This window comes from Caldalkalibacillus uzonensis, assembly GCF_030814135.1.
GTDB classification, from domain to species: Bacteria; Bacillota; Bacilli; order Caldalkalibacillales; family Caldalkalibacillaceae; genus Caldalkalibacillus; species Caldalkalibacillus uzonensis.
Window position 1 is genome coordinate 41,412 of record NZ_JAUSUQ010000010.1, and the last position, 23,295, is coordinate 64,706.

The following is a 23,295-nucleotide window of genomic DNA, read 5'->3' on the forward strand; positions in this document are numbered from 1 at the left end:
GGCGTTCTCTTGTCTGTCCGCAATCCTTACCAAACGTATAAACACAACGCTGTGCAAACGGCATCACCCGGCGAATTAACGCTCATGTTGTACAATGGTTGTCTCAACTTTATCAAGCAAGCCAGGCATGCCATGGCAGAGAACAATATCCAGGACAAAAACACCAACATTCAGAAGGCGCAGGATATTATCCGGGAGCTGATGGTTACCCTGAACACGGATTATGAGGTGGCCAAGTCGATGCTGCGCATGTATGATTACATGCTGCAGCGCCTGATTGAAGCCAATATCAAAAATGATCCTGCCGCCTTGGATGAAGTGGCTGAGTATGTCACTCAGTTTCGTGACACCTGGAAAGAGGTCCTGCAGCTGAACCGGCAAAAACAATATGGTGGAGGCGTACCCCATGATGGAAAACTCTAAAATTGTGGCCTTTCGCTTGGGAACAGAGGAATATGGTGTGCCCATTCACCAAGTGGTTTCCATCGAACGCATGCAAACCCCAACCAAAATACCCAAAGTACCTAAGCATGTACGAGGTGTGCTGGACATTCGCCAGCAGGTGATTCCCATTGCTGATTTGCGTACCTATCTGATGGAAACAGAAGGCAGTGATGGAGATGAGACACGTATTATTGTCATTGATGTAGAGGGCCGCTCCATGGGCCTGGTGGTGGACGAAGCCAAAGATGTGCTGGATATTGACCCGGATCATATTCAAGCGGTAGACTTAAATGGGGCAGCATCAGAAAGCATGCTCGGCATTGCCAGACATGAGGACCGTCTGATTATCCTCTTGAGTTTAGCCAAACTCCTGAATGAATTAGACCCGGCCGGTATCCTCCAGGAAATCCAGCAAGCGGCCGAAGCGGGTGAGCTCAACCTTGAAGATGAAGAGCCCCAGGAGGAAACAAGTCCAACCAGTGAAGAAGAACCACAAGCACACATTGAAGCCGAACAACATTAACAGCCCTGTTGGAAAAGAACAGTCTGTGTTGAGTACTCCGACTTCCATAACGGTAGTCGGAGTTTTATTTGCTTCTTTTAGACTTTTTTATAAAGGGCTCAATGAAAATAAACTGACTTCCTGTGGATAACCATGTCTATTGTGCATATGTTAATGTGGATGATGTGGATAACGTTGTGAATAACCTCTATACCAAGAGTTGGGGGATATGAAGTTTGGGGATAAGTGTGTGGATGACGGCGATTTTTGACAGGGAACCTGTTGAAATTGACAAGAAATTGTCATGCCAATTCGACAAAAATGTGAAAACAGGACATGTTTAGGCAGGATTTTTCAGAGGAATATGGAATATGTATAGCACAAAGAGAAAGGAGGCTGAGGCCATGAAGTTTAACATTCGTGGCGAAAACATTGAAGTCACTCCAGCTTTGCGTGATTATGTGGAAAAGAAGGTGGGACGCCTGGAGCGGTATTTCCAGGAAGACATTACCTCCGATGTGTATGTCACCTTGAAAGTTACCCGGGATCAGCATAGCGTTGAAGTGACGATTCCGATGCCGAAGCTGCTGCTTCGCGCGGAGGAAAAAAGCCTGGACATGTATGCCTCAATTGATTTGGTTGTAGAAAAATTGGAGCGTCAAATCCGTAAATATAAAACCAAAGTCAACCGCAAATTCCGGCAAGAAGGCAGTGTCAAGCAGCTTTTCCATGATGTGAATGGTCAGGCTGACCAGACGCAGAATGAAGTGGATGACAGCATTGAGATCGTGCGCACCAAGCGCTTTAATCTGAAGCCAATGGATGCTGAGGAAGCTGTTTTGCAAATGGATCTCTTGGGTCACAACTTTTTCGTCTTTTCCGATGCAGAAACGGAGAAAGTGAGCGTGGTCTACAAGCGTAAGGACGGCCGTTACGGTCTGATTCAACCGGAGTAAAAATGAAAAGGGCTGTCCCCATAGGGATGCAGTTCACTTCCCTTGGGGACAGCTTCTGTTATATACAGAGAGGCAGCCAGTACAGCTATGGTTCAATTCAGCGTGTGTGCAGCAATTGCCGTATCTGTTCAGGGGGAATGGGGCGGCTGAATAGGAAGCCTTGAGCCTCATCACAGCCGAGATTCTTAAGCAAATTGAATTGATCCTCGTCTTCCACACCTTCAGCACACACTTTGACACCCAAACGGTGGGCCAATTCGATAACGGCTCTGACAATTTCTTGGTCTTTGTAACGGTTCTGGATATCTTTGATAAAAGAGCGGTCGATTTTGATCATGTCCACGGGAAAGTCTTTTAAATATTGCAAAGAAGAATAACAGGTGCCAAAATCGTCAATCACGATCTGGATCCCCAAACTTCTTAATTGATTTAATATCTGCGCTGTGTGTTCCAAACTGGCCATCATCGCTGATTCGGTGATCTCCACTCTCAACTGGGAAGGCGCCAGTCTGGTGTGGTCCAGGATTTGCTGCACCATATCAGCCAAATGATCCTGTTGAAATTGGATGGCTGAGAAATTGACGGACACCTGGATTGGGCTGAAGCCCTGTTGCTGCCACACTTTTGCTTGCTGACAGGCAGTCTGTAATACCCACTCACCAATGGACCTGATTAATCCATTGGCTTCTGTCAGAGGCAAGAATTCATTGGGTGGCACTAGTCCCAGACTAGGGTGCTGCCAGCGGATCAGGGCTTCCATTCCACAAATGGATCTTGTGGTGGTATCGATTTGGGGCTGGTAATAGACACGGAATTGTTTTTTTGCCAGCGCATGATGCAACTCGTTTTCTAACAGTATGCCCCTCAACTGGTCAAAATTCATATCTTGCTTATGATATACGTGTGGATTACTCTTCTCTCCATAGGACACAACATCATGCTGTATAGATTGGGTACGCTGCTGTCCTGTCATGTCCCTGAAGTAGATAACCAAAATATCTTGGGAAGGGTAAACGGTTACTTCATACCGCCGGTTCAGAGCAGGATATAGTTCTGTGAAGCTCCTTACTGTCTGACTCCTGGAAGCATGGGTGGACTCTGTGTAAAACTTGCTGCCCTTCAGCTGAGGAAAGGTACGCCATATATTTTTGCCAAACAGGCTGAAGCGGTCAATATTAAACAGACGTTCTATTGATTGATTAAGATAGATGAATTCCCACTGCTGGTTAAGGGCGATAAACCCGTCTTGTGTATTTTCTAAGATGTTAAAGATTTGTTGCCCTGACTTAGCGAGGGCTTGTCCCAATTTAGGGCTGACTATATGAGCATCTGCTTGGACTGACTGGTTTCCCTTTCTTACCATGACAGTTAACCTGCCTTTCATCCCCGGTGATGTCAAAAAGCCACACCCGTTTATACAGGGTGTGGCTTTTTCCCCCATAAACGGCAACTGGCTGGCATAGTCCTAACGGACCTTAGCCCCTGTAGCTTTGCGTCACTGCGTTTCCGCAGTTTTGCCTTTATCCTGTTATTGTTTAAAATTGTCGGTATCGTAAAAAGTGCTATTATGTTATACTTCTTAGCTGCTAGATTAATATAATATAATAATAAACATAATATAATGATACAAAATTTGACATCTTTATTCAAGGGAGTTCGACAATTTTTTGAACGATTTTGACAAAATAATGTTTAATTACATCTCCATCATTCATGCCTTCCCTGACCTTTCTTGTCTCCCTCCACTTTGATTTGGTAAAATAGGCTTGATGTGATTCACCCCTGTCTGGATAGAAATGGCGCTCATAGAAGCTTATGGGTCAGCACGGAGAGACAGGCGGATGAAAGGAGCGATTAACGATGCTCGGATGGTTGAAGAAGTGGATTGGAGATCCCACAGAGAAAGAATTAAAGAAAATGTACACCATTGTTGAGCATATCAACAGTCTTGAACCGGACATAGAGCGCCTATCTGATAACGAACTGCAGCAAAAAACAGCACAATTTAAGGCGCGTCTGGCTGATGGAGAAACCCTCGATGACCTGTTACCCGAGGCCTATGCTGTTTGCCGGGAAGCAGCCAAACGGGTACTGAACATGCGCCACTTTGATGTGCAGCTGTTGGGCGGCATTGTCCTGCATAAAGGGGAAATAGCGGAGATGAAAACCGGGGAAGGGAAAACATTGGTGGCCACCCTCCCCATTTATTTAAATGCTTTGACAGGCAAAGGGGTTCATCTGGTCACGGTCAACGAGTACCTGGCCAAGAGGGACAGTGAGCAGATGGGCAAGCTGTATAACTTTTTGGGCTTAACCGTTGGGCTTAACATTAGCGGCCTGTCAGCTGAGCAAAAGAAGGAAGCGTACGTGGCCGATATCACTTATGGCACCAACAATGAGTTTGGCTTTGATTACTTAAGGGACAACATGGTGCTGTACAAGGAGCAGATGGTGCAGCGGCCGCTCAATTTCGCCATTGTAGACGAGGTGGACAGCATCCTCATTGATGAGGCACGCACACCTCTGATTATTTCGGGCCAGGCTCAGCGCTCTACCCAGTACTACACGGCGGCGGACCGTTTTGTGGCCGGCCTGGTCAAAGAGCGGGACTATACGGTGGATGAGAAGGCGCGCAACGTGATGCTGACCGATGAAGGGGTAGCCAAAGCGGAGCGTTACTTTGGCATTGACAACTTGTATGATCATGCCAATGTGCTGATTAACCACCATATTAATCAGGCCTTAAAAGCACGGGTGATTATGCGCCGTGATGTGGACTATGTGGTGGAAAATGGTGAAGTGGTGATTGTGGATGAGTTTACCGGCCGCTTGATGCACGGCCGCCGCTACAGTGACGGGCTGCATCAGGCCATCGAGGCCAAGGAAGGGCTGGAGATCCACAAGGAAAGCATGACGTTGGCCACGATCACCTTCCAAAACTACTTCCGTATGTATCAGAAGCTGGCTGGCATGACAGGGACCGCCAAAACAGAGGAAGAAGAGTTTCGCAAAATATATGGCCTGGATGTGTATGTGATTCCCACCAACAAACCGATGATCCGTAACGATATGCCCGATATGGTCTATAAAACGGAGGAAGCCAAGTACCGGGCCGTGGTCAGGGAGATCGTGGAGCGGCACCAAAAGGGACAACCTGTCCTGGTGGGCACGGTCTCTATTGAAAAATCAGAATTGCTGTCGGCCATGCTTAAGAAAGAAGGCATCCCTCACCAGGTGCTCAATGCCAAACACCATGAGCGTGAAGCGGAAATCATTGCTCAAGCCGGGCAACGGGGAGCAGTTACCATTGCCACCAATATGGCCGGCCGGGGAACCGATATTATGCTGGGTGAAGGTGTGGCTGAGCTGGGCGGGTTGCATATTATCGGGACGGAGCGGCATGAATCCCGACGCATTGATAACCAGTTGCGCGGTCGTGCCGGACGCCAGGGTGATCCCGGTTCCAGCCAGTTTTATTTGTCACTGGAAGACGAGCTGATGCGCCGTTTTGGCGGGGAAAACATTATGGGCATGATGAACCGGCTGGGCATGGATGAGGATCAGCCCATCGAGAGCCGCATGATTACCCGGGCCATTGAAAAAGCTCAGGAGCGGGTGGAAGGGCACAACTTTGACATCCGCAAATGGTTGCTGCAATACGATGATGTGATTAATCAGCAGCGGGAAATAATTTACAAGCAGCGCCGGGAAGTGCTGGAACGGGACAGCCTGCGCGAAGTGGTAGAGGGTATGCAGAGAAGCGTAGTGGAGCGCATCGTCACCTTGCATACCCCTGACAGTGAAGTGCCTGAAGAGTGGGATTATCAGGCGATTATTGACTATGCCAACGCCACTTTCTTCCATGAAGGCACGGTGACTGTCAATGATATTAAAATGAAATCCCGGGAAGAGATCATCAACCTGTTTATGGACCGGATCAAAGCGATCTATGACCAGCGGGAGCAGGAAGCAGGGGCCGAGCTGATGCGCGAATTTGAAAAAGTGGTTGTTTTGCGTGCGGTGGACACCAAATGGATGGACCACATTGATGCCATGGACCAGCTGCGGCAGGGCATTCACTTGCGGGCCTACGGCCAGACAGATCCGCTCAGGGCCTACCAGATGGAAGGCTTTGAAATGTTCCAGAACATGATTGAGTCCATCGAAGAGGAAGTGGCCACTTACATCCTCAAAGCCCATATTACGCCCAACGTAGAACGTCAGGCTGTGGCCCAGGGTGAATCGGTCCGGCCCACTGCCGTCCAGCCCGGAGGACGTACATCTACACAGGCCCCCGGCGGGAAGAAACCCAAACGAGAGCCGATCCGCGTTGGAGAGAAGACCGGCCGCAATGAGCCTTGTCCCTGTGGCAGCGGCAAAAAGTATAAACATTGTTGCGGAAGGGCTTAACGCTCCCCTCTATGTTGCACTATAATGGGAAACAGGACATTAACTCATAATAAGAAAATATGCCGGACAAGAAGTTATAAAGGAATAGAGGAGTGAGTTTACCATGTCAATTAGTGAACTGCGTCAAGAATTAACGGCGTTAAAACAGCGCCTGAGTGATATAAGGGGGTCTCTTTGACTTACCTCAAAAACAGGCCCGCATCCAAGAACTGGAACAAACAATGAGTGCGCCGGATTTCTGGGACGACCAGAATAAGGCCCAAACCATTATTAATGAAGCTAATGCCCTCAAACAGCAAGTTGAAAAAATGAGCAACATTGAAGGCCAGTTGGAGGATATTGAGGTGATGCTTGAGCTGGCCGCAGAAGAGGATGACGAGTCCCTCACCAAGGAGGCAGGCCAGGCCATTCATCAGCTGAAAGAAGAAGCAGGGCAGTTTGAGCTGGAATTATTGCTCAATGAGCCTTATGATAAAAACAATGCCATCCTGGAGCTTCATCCCGGTGCCGGTGGAACGGAATCCCAGGACTGGGCTTCCATGCTGCTTAGAATGTATACCCGCTGGGCAGAGGATAAAGGCTTTAAAGTAGAAACACTGGATTATCTGCCTGGTGATGAAGCCGGGGTCAAAAGTGTCACCTTGTTGATTAAAGGGCATAATGCCTATGGCTACTTGAAAGCGGAAAAAGGGATTCATCGTCTGGTGCGCATCAGTCCCTTTGATGCCTCTGGCCGCCGACATACCTCCTTTGTCTCCTGTGAGGTGATGCCGGAGATGGATGATCATGTGGACATTGAGGTCCGGCAAGAGGATTTGAAAATCGATACCTACCGCTCCAGCGGCGCGGGGGGGCAGCATGTGAATACCACCGACTCTGCCGTACGCATTACCCACCTGCCAACGGGGATTGTGGTCACGTGCCAGTCGGAGCGCTCTCAAATCAAAAACAGGGAAAAGGCGATGAAAATCTTGAAAGCACGCCTGTATGAAAAGCATATTGAAGAGCAGCAAAAAGAACTGGCTGCCCTTAAGGGTGAACAAAAGGAGATCGGCTGGGGCAACCAGATCCGCTCCTATGTCTTCCATCCTTACAGCATGGTCAAGGACCACCGTACCAATGTGGAGACTGGCAATGTGCAAGCGGTCATGGATGGAGAAATAGATCCGTTTATTGACGCTTACCTGAGGGCCAAATTGGCCAAGGGAGAATCTTGACGGATCCTGGGTGCATAAACAGGTACCCGTGGCTAGATGGGGCAAAAGTCTGATCAGGTTTGAACAAATAAGGGAAAACCTATTGGGTCGACCAATAGGTTTTTTCTCGGAATAGAGGTGAAAATGTTGGCCAAGCGCAGAAACCGCAAATCCCTTCCCTCCTGGTTGGTGATCATCAAGGACTATACCTATCTCCTCGTGGGTGCCACATTGGTGGCCATAGCTTTCAACTTATTTCTGTATCCCAATATGATCGCTTCCGGCGGGGTGGTCGGGATTAGTACGATTCTGGGGTATGTGACGGGTATTGAACCGGGCTACATCCAGTGGGCCATTAATATACCCCTTTTTGTTGCTGGTGTGGCTGTCTTGGGCAAACAATTTGGCCTGAAAACGTTAATTGGCACCGTCTATCTTCCTTTGGCTGTGCTGGTGACGGCCCATCTTGAGCCCGTGACGGAAAATCCGTTTTTAGCTGCACTGTTTGGCGGTGTGGGGGTTGGTGTTGGCCTGGGGCTGGTCTTCAGGGGCAGGGCTTCCACCGGCGGGGTTGACTTAGCGGCCCAGATTGTGCATAAATTTACAGGTTTGCGTTTGGGGCTGGGGATTTTGATCATTGACGGTCTTATTGTGATTTCATCTGCTTTTGTGTTTAACATTGAATTGGCTTTATATGCTTTGATTACCTTATATATCACCAGCAAGACCATTGATCTGGTCCAAATGGGCATGGGCTATGCCAAAGTGGCCTTTATTATCTCCAGCCAGCAGGAGGACATCCGCCAGGCCATTTTGCACGACCTGGACCGGGGAGTGACCCGCCTGACGGCAACCGGCGGTTACACCAATACGCCGCGGGAAATGCTGATGTGCGTGGTGAACCAGATGGAAGTGACCAAGCTGAAGGAATTGGTGCGGCACATTGACCCGGCCGCCTTTGTGGTGGTTACAGATGCCAATGAAGTATTGGGTGAAGGATTTAAAGTGGATTAACGTTGACAACAAGATCCATCCAGTTCCGGATCTTTGGCACACGTGCCTAAACAAAAGATTTGTATCATATTTGCCATATCCATATCATAAGGTCTTGTAGAAGCCAACACATCTTCTATAAGGCCTATTTTGTTGAACAGAAGGGAGGACAACGATGGGACTCTTGGATGTGAACCAAATATCGCTGCACTTTGGGGGGGTTAAAGCCTTAAGCGATGTCAGTTTCTCTATTGAAGAAAGCGAGATTTTTTCCTTGATCGGTCCCAATGGGGCGGGAAAAACCAGTATACTGAACTGCATCAGCGGCGTGTACAAACCGTCGGCGGGGTCGGTCTGCTTTGAGGGCAAAGAGATTACCAAACTAAAGCCCTACCAACGTACTGCACTGGGTATCGCCCGGTCGTTCCAAAACATCGAGCTTTTTAAGCATATGACCGTTTTGGACAATCTGATGCTGGGACGTCATGTGCTCATGAAAACCGGCATTTTGTCTGGCGGTCTCTATTGGGGCAAAGCACAGCGGGAAGAAGTGGAGCATAGGAAAGCGGTAGAGGAAGTGATCGATTTTTTGGAGATTGAGCATATCCGCAACCAACCAGTGGGCATGTTGTCCTACGGTTTGCAAAAACGGGTGGAGCTGGGCCGGGCGTTGGCCTCAGAACCAAAGCTGTTACTCTTGGATGAACCGATGGCAGGTATGAACAATGAAGAAAAAGAGGATATGGCCCGCTTTATTCTGGATATTAACGAAGAGCGGGGCGTCACCATCGTCCTAATTGAACATGACATGGGCGTGGTCATGGAGCTTTCCCACCGTATCGCCGTCCTTGATTTTGGCAAACGAATCGGCTACGGCAAGCCGGAAGAGATACAAAATGATCCGCGGGTGATTGAAGCCTACCTTGGCCAGGAAGCCATTTAGGGGACATGATCGTTGCTTACAGAGATAATCACAGACCGATCATGAACAAAGGAGGGGCTGAACACAGCATGACAGAAGTGACCTTGCCTAAGCTGCTCAAGCAGAAAGCAGAAACAATGGGTGAGGCTGTTGCCTTAAGGGAAAAAGAATTTGGGATTTGGCAAGAGTTCACCTGGTCCGATTATTACCAGAATGTGAAAGCGTTTTCTTATGGTTTGTTACACTTAGGCTTTAAACGGGGAGACCGTCTGGCTCTTATCGGGGATAACCGTCCTGAATGGCTGTTTGGCGCTTTGGCTGCCCAAAGTCTGGGGGGCATTTCGGTCGGCATTTATCAGGATTCACTGCCTAAGGAGCTGGTCTATTTCCTTAATCACAGTGAAGTGAACATCGTGATTGCCGAAGATCAGGAACAAGTGGACAAATTGCTGGAGATCAAAGCTGAGATTCCTGAGGTTGAATATATCATTTATTACGATCCCAAGGGTTTGGTGTATCAGAATGAGCGCTTACTCAGTGTTCAGGACGTGCAGTCCCTGGGGGAACAATACCGGCAGCGAGCCGATGCTTTGGTCTATGAGGAGGAAGTGGCCAAAGGCCGAAGCGATGATATCGCCATTTTTTGCTACACATCAGGGACCACCGCTAACCCTAAAGCAGCCATGCTGTCCCATCATAATCTGATCAACATGGGGGAAAGCTTGATGCAGTTGGATCCCATGGAGCCAGGGGATGAGTTTCTCTCCTTTTTGCCCCTGGCCTGGATCGGGGAGCAGATGATGAGTCTTTCCTCTGCCTTACACATCGGTTTTACAGTCAATTTTCCAGAAGAGACAACCACCGTACAGGAGAACCTGCGGGAGATCGGGCCGCATGCCATGTTTTCGCCACCGCGTATCTGGGAGGACATGGTCTCCAAGGTGCAGGTGCGGATACAGGATGCAGGGTGGTTGAAACGGAAGTTATACGATCTGGCCATTAGAACCGGTTACAAACGGGCCGATGCATTGATCAACAAAAAGCCTGTTGGTCTGGGGCTTAATCTCAGTTATCTGTTTTGGGACTGGCTTGTGTTCAGTGCCATACGCGACCATCTTGGCCTGTTGCGCCTGAAGCGGGCCTACACGGGAGGGGCAGCGCTGGGGCCGGATGTGACCCGTTTCTTCCATGCCATTGGGGTCAATTTGAAACAGATCTACGGTCAGACAGAGGTGGCTGGCATTGCCATTGTCCATCAGGATGGAGACATCAAGTACGAAACAGTGGGGGTGCCTATTCCTGGAACGGAAATTAAGATTTCTGAAAAAGGTGAAATTTTAATCAAGAGTCCCAGTGTGTTTAAAGGCTATTACAAAAATGAACAGTCCACGCGGGAAACGGTGACGGATGGCTGGTTGCATACAGGGGATGCAGGGGAGCTGGATGATGACGGCCATTTGATTGTCATTGACCGCCTGAAAGATGTCATTCGTCTGGAAAACGGTGATATGTACAGCCCCCAATTCATTGAGAACAAGTTGAAGTTCAGTCCCTACATTAAAGAGGCCATGGCGGTGGGCACTGACCGGTCGTTTGTCGCTGCCATCCTCAACATTGATATGGAAAATGTGGGGCAGTGGGCGGAAAATAACCAGATCGCCTACACCACATATACCGATTTGTCCCAAAAACCTGAGGTGCTGGAGCTCATCTGCACAGAAGTGAAGCGGATCAATCAGGACTTGCCTCAAACAGCCCGTGTGGAGCGCTTTGTGCTGCTGTATAAAGAGCTGGATGCCGATGATGAGGAGCTGACCCGGACACGCAAGATCAGACGTCAGTTCGTCACCGACAAGTATAGAGACGTGATTGAGGGACTTTACTCTGAGCAAGCAGCCATCGATGTGAAGGGCACCATTCGGTACCAGGACGGCAAGGAGGTAACCATCGAGACCCAGTTGAGAATAGTGCAAACCAGCCAGAGAGACGAGGAGGTGGCCTGATGGACTTTTTTCTGCAAATACTGGTCAGCGGTTTTGTAGTGGGAGGGATTTATGCGCTGGTGGCGCTGGGCTTTGTCCTGATTTACAAATCGTCGGATGCCATTAACTTTGCCCAAGGGGAGTTCTTGCTGGTTGGGGCATACGTCAGTTTAACCCTGATCGCCACCTATCAAATTCCGTTGATTCCCGCTTTAATCATAACTTTAATCTTTAGTGCTGTGCTCGGTTTTGTGATTGAGCGCTTAGTCTTGCGGCCCTTTATCGGAGAGCCGGTCATCTCCATGATTATGGCCACCATCGGCTTATCCAGTTTGTTGGCCGGGATTGTGCACATTATCTGGGGGACTCAATTGCGTGTCTTTCCGCCCCTGTTTAGTACCAATGCAGTTAACCTGGGAGCAGTGGTCATTTCGCCCATTTATATCTGGGCTCTTGTGGTGATTGTCATTCTGTTGATTATTTTCAGTCTGTTTTTCAAATATTCCAAAATGGGCATTGCCATGCGGACCACAGCCGATGATCAGCAGGCCGCCTTATCCATGGGTATCAGCGTTAAAAAAGTGTTTGCGGTCACCTGGGCTATTGCCGCAGTGGTGGCTGCCGTCGGAGGATTTCTGTTGGGCAATATTAACGGGGTGAACGCCTCACTGGCCATCATCGGTTTGAAGGTGCTGCCTGTGGCCCTCCTGGGGGGACTGGACAGTATCCCGGGGGCCATTATAGCCGGCTTCATGATCGGCATGATCGAAAGTTTAGCCGGCGGTTACATCGATCCGCTGGTGGGCGGCGGTGTCAAAGAAGTGGTTCCCTTCTTTATTCTCGTGCTGGTGTTGATGTTCAAACCGTACGGCTTGTTCGGCAAGAAAGAGATCGAGAGGGTGTAGCGCATGAGAAATCCTTTTGCCCTGGAATGCGGTGAATTTAAAGTCAGTTACAAGCAGGATATGGCCTTGTATAAAAATGTACGGGTGCGTCGGCGGGTGCTGTTGGTGATGGCCTTCTTCATCCTGTATCCCCTCTTGGCCAGCAACTATTACATCAGTTTGGCCACCTTGGCGGCTATGGCCGCCATTGGCGCCATTGGCCTGAACATATTAACGGGTTATACGGGGTTAATCTCCATCGGGGTGGGCGCTTTTCTGGGTGTGGGCGGCTATGCTACGGCACTCTTAACCACCAAAGTGGGCTTGTCCTTCTGGATTGCCGTTCCTTTGGCCGGACTGATTACGGCAGCGGTCGGGGCCATCTTCGGCATCCCCTCGCTCAGGCTGAAGGGACTGTATCTGGCCATGGCCACCCTGGCCGCCCAGGTGATTATCCTGTTCTTGATCGTCAACTGGGAAAGTTTGACCAACGGCACAGCTGGTTTGATTGTCCAGCGTCCGGAATTGTTCGGCTTTACTTTCTCTTCCGAAATCAGCTACTACTATTTGGTTTTGGCGGTACTGACCGGCACGGCGGTGTTTACCATGAATCTGTTCCGGACCCGGGTCGGCCGGGCTTTTGTGGCCATCCGGGACCGCGACTTGGCCGCCGAAGTGATGGGCATCAATCTGTTCCGTTACAAAATTTACGCCTTTGCCATCAGTTCATTCTTCATCGGTATTGCCGGTGCACTCATGGCCCACTACTCCCGCGTGATCGGACCGGAACATTATGACATTGGTGTCTCTATTGCCTATCTGGCCATGATCCTCATCGGCGGACTGGGCAGTGTGATTGGCTCCATTTTCGGTGCCGTGTTTATCACCTTGCTGCCGGTGGTACTGCGTGAAGGGATTGCCTTTCTCTCACCTTGGGTACCGGGTTTGGCCGACCATTATGCCGGCATCCGCGAACTGGTCTTCGGTTTGATTATTATCCTCTTTTTGATTTATGAGCCTGAGGGCTTAAATAAAATTTGGCGCAATATCAAAGATTACTTTAAACTGTGGCCCTTCTCTTATTCTAAAAAGTAGATGCAGGTGCCAGGGGCCGATCAACTGAGCCCACTGGATTCATTCAACTTGGTTATTATTAACACTTACCATATATAAGGGGGAAATTGTGCATGAATCAAAACATGAAGAAAAAAGGTTTTAAGCATTGGTGGACCATGGGCATGATGGTACTTGCTGCCGTATTGCTTTTGGCAGCTTGCGGTCAGGAGACCTCAGGAGGCACAGGCAATGGTGGCGGCAGCAGCGGTGATGACAGTGGGGAAGTGATCCGCATCGGGGGGATCTTTGATATTACCGGAGGCACCGGAGACGTGGGTGAACCTTATGCCCAGGGAGCCAAAGCATACTTTGAGTATGTGAACGAACAGGGAGGCCTGGATGGCAAGGAAGTGAAACTGTTTGATATAGACTATGCCTATGATGTCTCCCAGGCTTTGGAAGCTTATCGGCGCCTCACCCAACAAGATAAGGTGATCGGCATCCTGGGGTGGGGGACAGGTGATACGGAAGCGATGAAAGAACTGATTGCTGAGGATAAAATTCCGTACATTTCCGGTTCATATTCGGAAAACTTGACCAATGTGGAAGAACATCCCTATAACTTCCTGTCAGCGGCCACCTATTCTGACCAGGCCCGAACGGCCATTCACTGGTTTGTGGAAAACTGGACTGAAGACCGGCCACCGCGCATGGCCTTGTTGTATAACGATACACCGTTTGGCCGTTCCCCGGTGGCCGATGCCAAAGCGTATGCCGAATCACTGGGGGTGGAAGTGGTCGATGAGCAGGTGGTGGACATTACCGCCTTGGATGCTTCATCCCAATTGCTGAACATGCGCTCCAAAGAACCGGATTTTGCTCTCATTCAGCAAACCTGGGGGGCGACAGCCACAATCTTGAAAGATGCTCAGCGCCTGGGGATTGAAACCCAGTTTCTTGGCCTCAACTGGGCTGCTGGTGAAGGCGTTATTCCACTGGCCGGGGATGCGGCAGAAGGGTTTATCGGTGTGATTCCTCACGCCTTCCCCTTTGAAGGCCTGGATCAAGTTCCCGGATTGGCTGAAATTGAAGAGTATTTAGAAAACAAAGGAAAATCGCTGGATGATATTAATCAGAAGTTTGTCCAAGGCTGGCACAGTGCTAAAGTGATGTTGGAAGGGGCGCGTTTAGCTGATGAATTGACTGGCGAAGGCTTGCGCCGCGGTCTGGAGCAGTTGAACGAGTTTGACACCGGTGGCTTGGGGGCTCCTGTCACTTTTACTGAAGATAATCACCGGGGCACCACAGCTGTCCGTCTGGCCCAGGTGAAGGACGGCCAGTGGGAAATCATAACTGATTACATCAGCTATGAGGAGTAAAGCCATGTTAAATCTGAATAATGTGGAAGTGATGTATGATAAAGTGATCCTTGTTTTAAAAGGGATGTCGCTTGATGTTCAACAGGGTAAAATCGTCACGCTCCTGGGCAGTAACGGAGCTGGAAAGTCGACCACTTTAAAAGCAATCTCCGGTTTGTTGAAAAGTGAAAATGGTGAAGTGACCGATGGCTCCATCATTTTTGACGGGGAAACGATTTCAGGTCTGGATGCGGAAGAAATTGTTAGACGGGGCATCTTCCAGGTGATGGAGGGGCGGCGTGTGTTTGAACATTTGACGGTGGAGGAAAATTTGCTGGCTGGGGCTTATACTCGCCAAGACCGCGGCAATATTAAGCAAGATATTGAACTGGTGTACAGCTATTTTCCCAAGTTGAAGATGCTCAAATTGCGGGTGGCCGGTTATTTAAGCGGAGGTGAACAGCAAATGTTGGCCATTGGCCGGGCCATGATGGCCAAACCTCGCCTCATATTGCTGGATGAGCCCTCCCTTGGTTTGGCCCCCTTGCTGGTGAAAGAGATTTTCTCCATTATTAAACGCATTAACGAGGAAGAAGGAACGACGTTTCTTATTGTGGAGCAAAATGCTAACGTGGCCCTCTCTATTGCCGACTATGGTTATATTATGGAAAACGGGCGCATTGTGTTTGAAGGCGCAGTGGAACAGTTGAAAGCGAATGAGGATGTGCGCGAGTTTTATCTAGGCATGAGTGATCAAGGAAAGAAAAGTTATCGGCATGTGAAGCATTACAAACGTCGAAAGAGGTGGCTGTCCTGATGTGGCGTCATATCTTGGAGCAAGTGAGGAAGCATCCAGGTTGGCAAAGATACTACAGCAGTCAGGGTATTGATTTGTCCGGAATTGAAACAGAAGAGGAGTTCAAACGCTTGCCCATCCTGAAGAAAAGCGACTTGCCCCGCTTGCAAAAAGAACATCCTCCCTTTGCCGGTCTGGCTGATGAGGTGCAAGTGGCCCGCATTTTTGTCTCTCCCGGCCCCATTTATGATCCGCAGGGAACAGCAAAAGATTACTGGCACTTTGCCCCCCTGTTAAGAAAAATAGAGGTGGGAGAAGGAGATATTGTACAGAATACGTTTAGCTATCATCTGTCGCCAGCCGGCTTTATGTTTGATACGGCCGCCCGGGCTGCCGGTGCCAAAGTGGTGCCGGCCGGAACGGGGAACACAGCGCTGCAGGTGGATATCATGCGTGACTTGCAGGTGACCACCTATGTTGGCACTCCCGGCTTTTTGTTGCATCTGTTGCGCACGGCGGAAGAGAAAGGGCTCTCCCCCGGCCGGGAGCTGGCCCTTAACAAAGCCATTTTTACCGCGGAAAAAGTGACAGAGGAGATGGACCGCTTTTTCCAGGAGCGGGGGATTGTCTATATTGATGCCTATGGCACCGCCGATCTGGGCTGTGTGGCTTACCGTCTGCCAAGTGAAAAGGGCTTTACCTTGGTGGATGATGTTTACGTCCAAATCTGCGATCCTGGAAGCGGTCATGAACTGGATGGGCACATGACTGGGGAGCTCGTTATCAGCCGTGCCTCACAAGTCTATCCCTTGGTTCGTTTCGGAACAGGAGACCTCTCCCGCTGGGTGGAACGGGGCCAGCGGATCGCCGGTGTCCTGGGCCGGGTTGGTGACAGTTACAAGGTCAAAGGTATGTTTGTCCACGCCCATCAGTTAAAAGAGGCAATGGAGCTGCTGCCTGATGTCGAGTATTATCAAGCGGTCATTACCCACGAGCATGGTCAGGATCAACTGACAATTAAAGTGGAATTGAAAAGCGATTCTCCCCTCCCGTCAGATGAACAGTTATCAGGTTGGACACGTTCTGTACAGGAAGTGATACGAGTCAAGCCTAGGCTGATTGTCACAGCGAGAGGGACACTCTTCAGGGTAGAAAAACCATTTGTCGATCATAGGACTTAGAGGGGTTGGGTAAAATTCATCTGCTGCCGCACAAGGAGGAACTGGAAAAAAGGAAGTTGCAAGATAAGTATGAATAGATATTTCCTCTACATTACAGGCGAAGTATATACGATTAGAAGAGGACGTTAGAAAAAAAGGAGTTGAAAAAATAAACGGAAAAATGAAAGCGGTTTTTGTTACTAAACACGGCGGTCCGGAAGTGTTGGCATATAGATAGAGAAACTCAAAAGAAGCGGCAGAAGCCCAAAAGCTGATTGAAGAACGCCAGCATACGGGCAAAGTGATTTTATTGCCTGAAGCGTAAAGGATGAAATTGTAAAATAATACAAAACACTGAAACACACCAAAAAACGAGACTGCGCTAGGACGCAAGTCTCGTTTTTTGCTTATTTTACCATCGACATAATCATACCCGGTTCTTCCAGCCATTCTTCGATAGATGAACGGTCAGAACAAAAAATTTTGATACAAACGCCCTGTTTGTAGACATTAATACAGGAAATGTAGTCGGAAAAGGCATAAACTTCTGCCACAAGTCCTTCAGGTAAGGTCACTCGCCTGGCCAAGTCGCTTCCTGAGTGGGTCAAGGCTCACACCTCCTTTATGATACTGTATGTGTGCAGCAGCCATACTTTGTGGTAAAGGATTGTTTTAGTTTATGCTGATCATTATTCTTTATGATACTGATCTTTTAACTTGACTCTGTTCCAAGCTGTTATAAATTCAGAATTTAAATATAATTTTGTGAGTAATATCATACCTTATATTTAACCGAATTGCAATGAAAAAAGTGTTGATCTAGTTGATCTAAATTATTTGGTTAATTGAAGCGGTTGTTTCTTAATTTTTTCTTGATAAAGAACCATCAGCAGTATGACAATGAACAGGGCGAGAAAGGACAATGGGAATCTCTGGCGGATTAAGGGCTTGCTTTTTTGCAGCAGCGCCTCTTTTTTGTCCGCAGGAATCACCCCTTTCTCCATCAGCCGGTCAAACGGTGTTTTGGCCTGGTCAAATTTGGAACCGTTAAATGTTTTCTGCTTAGGCTTGGGTGAACGCCACTTGGCAATCCGGCAGGCCAGCGTGGCCCGGCTGATGGCGGATAACTCTTGGCGGATATCATCGTTTAATGTCAGCATTGACAAAATAGATCTTTGATGTTATTTTAAACCTACATTTTAACTTACGGGTTGTCCCATTATTCCTGTGATGGATAAGATTTTTTATCCTATAAATTTTAAGAATAATCTACCTTGGTAGATATGTCAGAAAAGAGGGGAAGCAATGAATCTTGTCAAACTCTCCCAAGTGACGGACAAAGTAGTTTATCTAGGTTTAAACCGAACTGAAAAAAAGAATGCCCTCAACCGTGAACTGATGGCTGAGTTCAATCAGGACCTTGATTATATTGAACAGAGCCATGAGATTGGTGTTGTGGTTATTGAGGCAAGTGATGATGCCTTTTCGGTGGGGGCCGATATAAAAAAGAGGTCAGCAACTACACTTATGGAAGCGCTTTCGCTTCTTACCTGCAACTGGCGCATTGCTTCCGATAAAACCATACTGGGCATGCCCGAAGATTAAAGAAGAAGCGTCGGCTAAAGAGGCTGAAGCATTAGCTGTAGCTAAGCTGTTTGAGACGGTGGAAGCGCAGCAGGGTTTACGTAAGTTTATCCGGAGGTGAAGCAGAATGAATATGACCATTGCAGCTATGTTTCTTAAATCGTTCCGTCATTTCCGGGATCGGGAATGTGTTGTTGAGGGAGAAAAGAGATTGACTTATGGAGAGATAGAGCGCCGAGTGCACAGACTGGCGACAGTGTTTCAAAGCCGAGGTTTACAAAAAGAAAACCGGGTGGCCATTCTCTCTGCCAATCGCCAGGAGTGTATCGAGCTTGAAGTGGCCGTGAGAATGAGGTGATTGTCACAGAAATTAACCTCAGGCAAGTAGTGGAGCAACGTCGTACCATTCCCTATCTCCGAGATCTGAACACTGTTCTACTCAAGAACCACTATTCCTAATATCAATGATAATACTAGAGGTGATGATATGAAGCCAGAACAACAACAACCACAGACACCCCGAATCAACGGTGATGACAATCCCATTGCCAAACTGGGGGGCTTTTTTGCCAGAATTGCCGAAAAATGGTTGCCTGATGCTTTTGTCTTCGCTGTTCTCTTAACGGCAGTGGTCTTTTTGGGTGGTATTTTTATCAATAAAAAGACTCCTTTTGAGATGATGACCTACTGGGGAGATGGCTTTTGGGAACTAATCACCTTTACTGGGCAAGTGATCACCACCTTCGTCATGAGTTATGCACTAGCCATAACCCCTCCGGTTAACCGTCTGTTGCAAAAAATTGCCGGGATATGTAAAACACCTGGACAAGCTATTGTTCTTGTCACTTTTACAGCCTTAGGCGCTTCCTTAATCAGTTGGGCTTTTGGACTGGTGGTAGGCGGTATTATGGCCAAAATGGTGGGCCAAAAAGTGAAAGACGTGGACTATCGTGTTCTTGTGGCCGCCGCTTACTCTGGATATGTCATTTGGCATGGAGGTCTCTCTTCATCCTCCGCCTTATTCGTGGCTACAGAAGGTCACGCCTTTCAGGATATAGTGGGTATCATTCCTACATCTGAAACGCTGTTGTCAACTCTAAATCTGTTCCTTATTATCACTATCAGCTTAACTCTGCCCTTTGTGATGAAATTGCTCCATCCCAAACGGATGGAAGACCGTTTTATCATCGATCCAAAATTGTTAGAGGATAAAGTAACAGATGAATCGACAGAAGAACCTGGAAAATTTGTAAACGACCGATTGGATAACAGCCGGGCTATTACCACCCTGGCCGGACTTTTAGGTTTGATTTATCTGGGTTATCACTTCTTTATTAAAGGTGGCAGTCTTGACTTAAATACGGTTAACCTGATCTTTATCACCTTTGTCTTACTCTGCTTTAGCAATGTGCGTGCCTTGGGGAAAGGAATGGTACAAGCTTCAGGCAGTGTGGGTCAGCTGGCTCTGCAATATCCTTTCTATGCCGGGATCATGGGCATGATGACCGCTTCCGGTCTGGCTGCCTGGCTTTCCGAGCTATTTGTCAGCATTTCCACCGCCAAAACCTTACCCTTGTTTACCTTCTTGGCTGGTGGTCTGGTCAATATGTTTATTCCCTCCGGTGGGGGACAATGGGCTGTTCAAGCGCCTATCTTCTTGCCGGCCGCCCTGGAGTTAGGTGTGGAACCCTGGAAAATTGTTTTGGGTGTGGCCTGGGGTGATGCCTGGACCAACATGATTCAACCCTTCTGGGCTGTGCCGCTATTGGCCATTGCCGGGCTCAGAATCCGGGATATCATGGGCTTTACCACCGTCACCTTGCTATGGACCGGTCTGATTATGATCATCGGTTTCCTGATCTTTGGTTAATGTGCACATGGCTTCATCATTTAATAAACTCGTTTCATTATTTAAATGGGAAACCTGTTGTTCTACGGCAGCAGGTTTCTCATATTATTCTAATCAAATGAGAGAAAGGAGTATGAAAATGGAAACAAAATATATAGCTGCAGCCGTTCAGGCTTCTCCTACCATCATGGACAAACAAGCGACTATTGATAAAGCCGTCGCCTTGATTGAAGAGGCGGCTCAACAGAAGGCCCGGCTGATCTGTTTCCCTGAATGCTTTGTCTCCGCTTATCCCAACTGGTCCATCGACCTGCAAATTCCCACCGAGTGGCCCAATCTGTTTGCCGATTTTGTGGAATCTTCCATTGAGATACCGGGCCCTGAGGTGGAACAGCTGGCCAAAGCAGCCAAAAAGGCCAATGCCTATGTGGCCATTGGGGTGAATGAACAAAGCGGATTGTATCCCGGGCGTCTGTTCAATACCATTCTTTTCCTCTCACCCGCTGGTGAAATTATCGGTATTCACCGCAAAATTTTCCCCACCAACCGGGAGAAGCTGTTCCATACCATGGGCGATGGAAGTACAATGAATGTCTTTCAGACCGAAATCGGCCGTCTGGGTGGGCTGATCTGCTATGAGCATTTGCAACCCTTATTGAAATATACGATGTTCAGTAAAGGTGAGCAGGTTCACTATGCCTCCTGGCCGGGCTGGCCCGATTTCAAGGCCCAAGGGGGACGCAGCAACCGTCACGTGGTCGATATCGCTTCCAGGGCCTATGCTTTGGAAGGGCAAGTTTTTGTCGTCTGTTCATCCATGTATGTACCAGAAGAACAGATTCCCCAACATATTCAAAATGCTAGTTGGTCCTATTTCGGTGGCAGCTGTATTATTGCACCAGATGGGGAATACGTAACTGAACCGGTCTATGGCCAAGAAACCATTGTTTACGGGGAAATCGATTTGCGCAAAATTTTGGTCCGTAAGGCGGCGGTGGATACAACCGGTAAAGATAGCCGCTGGGACATGGTCAATCTTCGCCTGAGGGAAGAGCCCGATGTGGCCCTCAATGGCGGACAGTTTACCTCGCCCCGTCCGGATAAAATCTTACCTTATGGTACAGGTCCGATTAACCAGGAAAATGAAGAGGGAGAAGAAGAGTAGAGGAGGGCGGATGATGACGTTTACGGTCCTTGGTTTACAAAGCGGTCCCAATCAATGGGGCAAAAGCTATGCCGAACGAATCGCTGAGCTCAATCAGCATCTTGAACAAGAGTTGAATCGTGGCCGGGCCGATCTGGTCGTGCTGCCGGAACTGATGACGGTCCCTTATCAATGTACGGTTTATGACGATAGTTACTTTGAGGCGGCTGAACAGCTCCAAGGTCCTACTTTCCAGTGGCTGGCTGAGAAAGCCCGCCATTATCAAACCACGTTGATCGGCACCATTTTTGAACAGGCCACTGAAGCAGAGGGTGTCCGTTATTACAATACGGCCCTTGTCGTTTCCCCGGAAGGGCACTTGGTGGGCAAATACAGGAAGACGCATATTGCCAAACTAGCATTACCCTCTTTGACCACCGACGAAAAATACTACTTCTCTGCAGGGGATGAATTGCCTGTCTTCACCATCGGCGAACGTAAAGTGGGTATTTTGATCTGTTTTGACCGCTCTTTCCCGGAAGCAGCTCGAGCTCTCGCTGTTCAAGGAGCGGAGTTAATTGTGATTCCGACCGCCTCCTCCGGCGCTGACCGGGCGGGTATGTGGCTTCAGGATTGTGCGGCCCGGGCCCGGGAGAATGGCCTGTTTCTGATCGGGGTGAATAAGGGTGGCACTGAGATTTTCCTAGATCAAGAGGGTCAGGAACACAGGAATCACTATTTTGGTCTGTCCTGCGCTTTTAACCCCAGAGGAGAAGAAGTGGTGCCCCCGTTGAATGATGGGCCTTGGCAAGCGCTCAGGGTTGAAGTGGACTTTAGCCAAGTAGAAGAGACCAGAAGCATTCTCAACTTTTTGGCAGACTACCGGCCTCAACTCTATCAACGCTACAACACCGGGCCATTGCTGGAAGAGGTACAGATTGTACGCCAAACAGAGCTAAACCGAGAGACTGAACCGTTGTTTATGCCACGGCAAGGGGGGGAAGCGAGTGAGCCACACGCTTTTGATGCCACAGTGGTTTCTAGATTAAAGCAGGCCGGTGCCGTCTTGTTAGGTAAGACGACAACAACAGAATATGCCTTTTTCGGAGGGGCTCCAAAGACGCGCAATCTGTGGAATACGGCCCACACCCCAGGGGGATCCAGCTCCGGTTCGGCGGCGGCCCTGGCTGCCTCAATGGCTTTGTTCACCTTGGGGACCCAGACAGCCGGTTCCCTCTTACGTCCAGCGGCGTATAATGGTTTAACCACTTTGAAAGCCACCTATGGTCGTATTAGCAAAGTATCAAAGGCATGGTGGTTGGCATACCGGAGAGCTTTTTCTTTGAGGACATCGAGGAGAATGTGGCCCGTGCTGTAGAGCAAGCGATCAATGTGCTTAAAGATCTGGAGTGAAATTGGTCTCAGTTAAGCTACCTTCCTCTTTTGAATCGGCGATAGCCGCCCATAAGCTGGTCATGTGTGCCGAAGCGGCTGCCTATCATCAGGATGCTTTTCGCAAGAAGGCCGAGTTATATCATCCCCAAATGAGTGAGTGGATTGAAGCAGGCTTGAAGACCTCTGCCGTCGATTACTTGCGGGCGCAGCGGATCCGAGCGGAATATAGGGAGGAGTTAAACGGCTTGTTGCAAGAGGTTGATGCGTGGTTAACGCCCACTGCGCCCACGCCGGCCCCTGAGGGACTCTCTTTCACCGGTTCACCTATATTTAATCTGCCCTTTACCAATGCCGGGGTACCAAGTCTAAGTGTTCCCATTGGTTTTACACCAGATAGAGGCTTACCCCTGGGCATGCAAATGGTGGCCCGTGCACTGGGCGAGGAGAGTTTGTTGGCTCTAGGTAATGCCTATCAACAGGCTACTACATGGCATACAGAACGGCCACAGCTAAACTGAACGGATTACTCTAATCCAGAAATAGAGATCTTGCCCTTCTTATGGGACTCTCTCACTAGTCCATAGTTGTGTTTGCTTACTTCTTCAGGTACGCTTTGAAATGATTGAGGACTCGTCAAGTTCGTTTTAGCTCTTCAACTTGAATT

The 23,295-nt window shown here is 48.8% G+C and carries 22 protein-coding genes and 1 riboswitch; of the genes, 19 read left to right on the forward strand and 3 right to left on the reverse strand.

Annotated features, from left to right (window positions below; all coding sequences use genetic code 11):
• Positions 1 to 9 precede the first annotated feature (9 nt).
• The 3 genes from fliS to hpf all read left to right on the forward strand — a co-directional run bounded on the left by fliS (position 10) and on the right by hpf (position 1,902).
• Complete coding sequence (gene fliS, locus J2S00_RS13325; RefSeq protein ID WP_307340653.1) at positions 10 to 423, forward strand: flagellar export chaperone FliS; 414 nt, start codon at positions 10 to 12, stop codon at positions 421 to 423.
• Positions 407 to 967, forward strand: a complete 561-nt coding sequence (locus J2S00_RS13330) for a chemotaxis protein CheW (RefSeq protein ID WP_307340656.1) — start codon at positions 407 to 409, stop codon at positions 965 to 967. Before fliS ends, J2S00_RS13330 begins: the two co-directional genes overlap by 17 nt.
• A gap of 383 nt (positions 968 to 1,350) precedes the next feature.
• Positions 1,351 to 1,902 (forward strand): ribosome hibernation-promoting factor, HPF/YfiA family, encoded by a 552-nt coding sequence (hpf, locus tag J2S00_RS13335; protein WP_307340657.1) that lies wholly within the window; start codon positions 1,351 to 1,353, stop codon positions 1,900 to 1,902.
• Positions 1,903 to 1,999: 97 nt separating this feature from the next.
• On the opposite strand, the gene J2S00_RS13340 is transcribed toward hpf, so the two are convergent.
• Positions 2,000 to 3,265: a sensor domain-containing protein gene (locus J2S00_RS13340; protein WP_307340659.1), complete on the reverse strand. Its 1,266-nt coding sequence runs from the start codon at positions 3,263 to 3,265 to the stop codon at positions 2,000 to 2,002.
• A gap of 79 nt (positions 3,266 to 3,344) precedes the next feature.
• Positions 3,345 to 3,431, reverse strand: a riboswitch (cyclic di-GMP riboswitch).
• A gap of 331 nt (positions 3,432 to 3,762) precedes the next feature.
• Here J2S00_RS13340 and secA point away from each other — a divergent pair.
• The 10 genes from secA (at position 3,763) to J2S00_RS13390 (ending at position 16,680) form a co-directional block, all read left to right on the forward strand.
• On the forward strand, positions 3,763 to 6,312 hold the full coding sequence (gene secA / locus J2S00_RS13345; protein ID WP_307340661.1) for a preprotein translocase subunit SecA: 2,550 nt from the start codon (positions 3,763 to 3,765) through the stop codon (positions 6,310 to 6,312).
• Positions 6,313 to 6,415: 103 nt separating this feature from the next.
• Positions 6,416 to 7,529 (forward strand): peptide chain release factor 2 gene (gene prfB, locus J2S00_RS13350; protein WP_307340664.1). Its coding sequence is split into 2 segments (ribosomal slippage): positions 6,416 to 6,487 and positions 6,489 to 7,529, totalling 1,113 coding nucleotides; the frame shifts between segments, so codons are not numbered across the junction.
• Positions 7,530 to 7,652: 123 nt separating this feature from the next.
• The gene (locus tag J2S00_RS13355) at positions 7,653 to 8,522 is read left to right on the forward strand and encodes a YitT family protein (RefSeq protein WP_307340932.1); all 870 of its coding nucleotides are present in this window, start codon (positions 7,653 to 7,655) and stop codon (positions 8,520 to 8,522) included.
• Between the two features lie 154 nt (positions 8,523 to 8,676).
• Positions 8,677 to 9,444, forward strand: coding sequence for an ABC transporter ATP-binding protein (locus J2S00_RS13360; RefSeq protein WP_307340667.1), 768 nt, complete (start codon positions 8,677 to 8,679; stop codon positions 9,442 to 9,444).
• Positions 9,445 to 9,512: 68 nt separating this feature from the next.
• The gene (locus J2S00_RS13365; RefSeq protein ID WP_307340935.1) at positions 9,513 to 11,426 is read left to right on the forward strand and encodes an AMP-binding protein; all 1,914 of its coding nucleotides are present in this window, start codon (positions 9,513 to 9,515) and stop codon (positions 11,424 to 11,426) included.
• Entirely contained in the window at positions 11,426 to 12,310 is an 885-nt protein-coding gene (locus J2S00_RS13370) for a branched-chain amino acid ABC transporter permease (protein WP_307340671.1), read from the forward strand. The genes J2S00_RS13365 and J2S00_RS13370 overlap by 1 nt, the downstream gene beginning before the upstream one ends.
• Before the next feature lie 3 nt (positions 12,311 to 12,313).
• Positions 12,314 to 13,384 carry a branched-chain amino acid ABC transporter permease gene (locus tag J2S00_RS13375; RefSeq protein WP_307340674.1) on the forward strand — a complete coding sequence of 357 codons (1,071 nt, stop codon included), beginning with the start codon at positions 12,314 to 12,316 and terminating at the stop codon, positions 13,382 to 13,384.
• 92 nt (positions 13,385 to 13,476) lie between these two features.
• Complete coding sequence (locus J2S00_RS13380; protein WP_307340677.1) at positions 13,477 to 14,724, forward strand: ABC transporter substrate-binding protein; 1,248 nt, start codon at positions 13,477 to 13,479, stop codon at positions 14,722 to 14,724.
• 4 nt (positions 14,725 to 14,728) lie between these two features.
• A complete protein-coding gene (locus tag J2S00_RS13385; protein ID WP_307340680.1) occupies positions 14,729 to 15,520 on the forward strand; it encodes an ABC transporter ATP-binding protein in 792 nt (263 codons plus the stop codon).
• Entirely contained in the window at positions 15,520 to 16,680 is a 1,161-nt protein-coding gene (locus tag J2S00_RS13390) for a phenylacetate--CoA ligase family protein (protein ID WP_307340681.1), read from the forward strand. The genes J2S00_RS13385 and J2S00_RS13390 overlap by 1 nt, the downstream gene beginning before the upstream one ends.
• 386 nt (positions 16,681 to 17,066) lie before the next feature.
• Here the strand turns inward: J2S00_RS13390 and J2S00_RS13395 are convergent, their stop codons facing one another.
• Together J2S00_RS13395 and J2S00_RS13400 are read right to left on the reverse strand one after the other, a co-directional pair.
• Positions 17,067 to 17,267 (reverse strand): hypothetical protein, encoded by a 201-nt coding sequence (locus J2S00_RS13395; protein WP_307340684.1) that lies wholly within the window; start codon positions 17,265 to 17,267, stop codon positions 17,067 to 17,069.
• A 225-nt stretch (positions 17,268 to 17,492) separates the two neighbouring features.
• Positions 17,493 to 17,825, reverse strand: a complete 333-nt coding sequence (locus J2S00_RS13400; protein ID WP_307340687.1) for a hypothetical protein — start codon at positions 17,823 to 17,825, stop codon at positions 17,493 to 17,495.
• Between the two features lie 139 nt (positions 17,826 to 17,964).
• Between J2S00_RS13400 and J2S00_RS13405 the strand changes: the two genes are divergently transcribed.
• The 6 genes from J2S00_RS13405 (at position 17,965) to J2S00_RS13430 (ending at position 23,149) form a co-directional block, all read left to right on the forward strand.
• Entirely contained in the window at positions 17,965 to 18,264 is a 300-nt protein-coding gene (locus J2S00_RS13405) for an enoyl-CoA hydratase/isomerase family protein (protein WP_307340689.1), read from the forward strand.
• Between the two features lie 106 nt (positions 18,265 to 18,370).
• Positions 18,371 to 18,601, forward strand: a complete 231-nt coding sequence (locus J2S00_RS13410) for an AMP-binding protein (RefSeq protein WP_307340691.1) — start codon at positions 18,371 to 18,373, stop codon at positions 18,599 to 18,601.
• 129 nt (positions 18,602 to 18,730) lie between these two features.
• Entirely contained in the window at positions 18,731 to 20,113 is a 1,383-nt protein-coding gene (locus J2S00_RS13415; protein WP_307340693.1) for a short-chain fatty acid transporter, read from the forward strand.
• Positions 20,114 to 20,231: 118 nt separating this feature from the next.
• Complete coding sequence (locus J2S00_RS13420) at positions 20,232 to 21,257, forward strand: carbon-nitrogen hydrolase family protein (protein ID WP_307340695.1); 1,026 nt, start codon at positions 20,232 to 20,234, stop codon at positions 21,255 to 21,257.
• A 13-nt stretch (positions 21,258 to 21,270) separates the two neighbouring features.
• A complete protein-coding gene (locus J2S00_RS13425) occupies positions 21,271 to 22,614 on the forward strand; it encodes a nitrilase-related carbon-nitrogen hydrolase (protein ID WP_307340698.1) in 1,344 nt (447 codons plus the stop codon).
• Positions 22,615 to 22,645: 31 nt separating this feature from the next.
• Positions 22,646 to 23,149 (forward strand): amidase family protein, encoded by a 504-nt coding sequence (locus tag J2S00_RS13430; RefSeq protein ID WP_307340701.1) that lies wholly within the window; start codon positions 22,646 to 22,648, stop codon positions 23,147 to 23,149.
• The last annotated feature ends 146 nt before the right edge of the window (positions 23,150 to 23,295 follow it).

Coding starts and splice junctions, on each gene's coding strand:
- J2S00_RS13425 (WP_307340698.1), top strand. CDS start 21,271: ATGACGTTTACGGTCCTTGGTTTACAAAGCGGTCCCAATCAATGGGGC.
- J2S00_RS13355 (WP_307340932.1), top strand. CDS start 7,653: ATGTTGGCCAAGCGCAGAAACCGCAAATCCCTTCCCTCCTGGTTGGTG.
- hpf (WP_307340657.1), top strand. CDS start 1,351: ATGAAGTTTAACATTCGTGGCGAAAACATTGAAGTCACTCCAGCTTTG.
- J2S00_RS13415 (WP_307340693.1), top strand. CDS start 18,731: ATGAAGCCAGAACAACAACAACCACAGACACCCCGAATCAACGGTGAT.
- J2S00_RS13420 (WP_307340695.1), top strand. CDS start 20,232: ATGGAAACAAAATATATAGCTGCAGCCGTTCAGGCTTCTCCTACCATC.
- J2S00_RS13370 (WP_307340671.1), top strand. CDS start 11,426: ATGGACTTTTTTCTGCAAATACTGGTCAGCGGTTTTGTAGTGGGAGGG.
- J2S00_RS13390 (WP_307340681.1), top strand. CDS start 15,520: ATGTGGCGTCATATCTTGGAGCAAGTGAGGAAGCATCCAGGTTGGCAA.
- J2S00_RS13360 (WP_307340667.1), top strand. CDS start 8,677: ATGGGACTCTTGGATGTGAACCAAATATCGCTGCACTTTGGGGGGGTT.
- J2S00_RS13380 (WP_307340677.1), top strand. CDS start 13,477: ATGAATCAAAACATGAAGAAAAAAGGTTTTAAGCATTGGTGGACCATG.
- secA (WP_307340661.1), top strand. CDS start 3,763: ATGCTCGGATGGTTGAAGAAGTGGATTGGAGATCCCACAGAGAAAGAA.
- J2S00_RS13330 (WP_307340656.1), top strand. CDS start 407: ATGATGGAAAACTCTAAAATTGTGGCCTTTCGCTTGGGAACAGAGGAA.
- J2S00_RS13405 (WP_307340689.1), top strand. CDS start 17,965: ATGAATCTTGTCAAACTCTCCCAAGTGACGGACAAAGTAGTTTATCTA.
- J2S00_RS13385 (WP_307340680.1), top strand. CDS start 14,729: ATGTTAAATCTGAATAATGTGGAAGTGATGTATGATAAAGTGATCCTT.
- J2S00_RS13375 (WP_307340674.1), top strand. CDS start 12,314: ATGAGAAATCCTTTTGCCCTGGAATGCGGTGAATTTAAAGTCAGTTAC.
- J2S00_RS13340 (WP_307340659.1), bottom strand. CDS start 3,265: ATGGTAAGAAAGGGAAACCAGTCAGTCCAAGCAGATGCTCATATAGTC.
- J2S00_RS13410 (WP_307340691.1), top strand. CDS start 18,371: ATGAATATGACCATTGCAGCTATGTTTCTTAAATCGTTCCGTCATTTC.
- J2S00_RS13365 (WP_307340935.1), top strand. CDS start 9,513: ATGACAGAAGTGACCTTGCCTAAGCTGCTCAAGCAGAAAGCAGAAACA.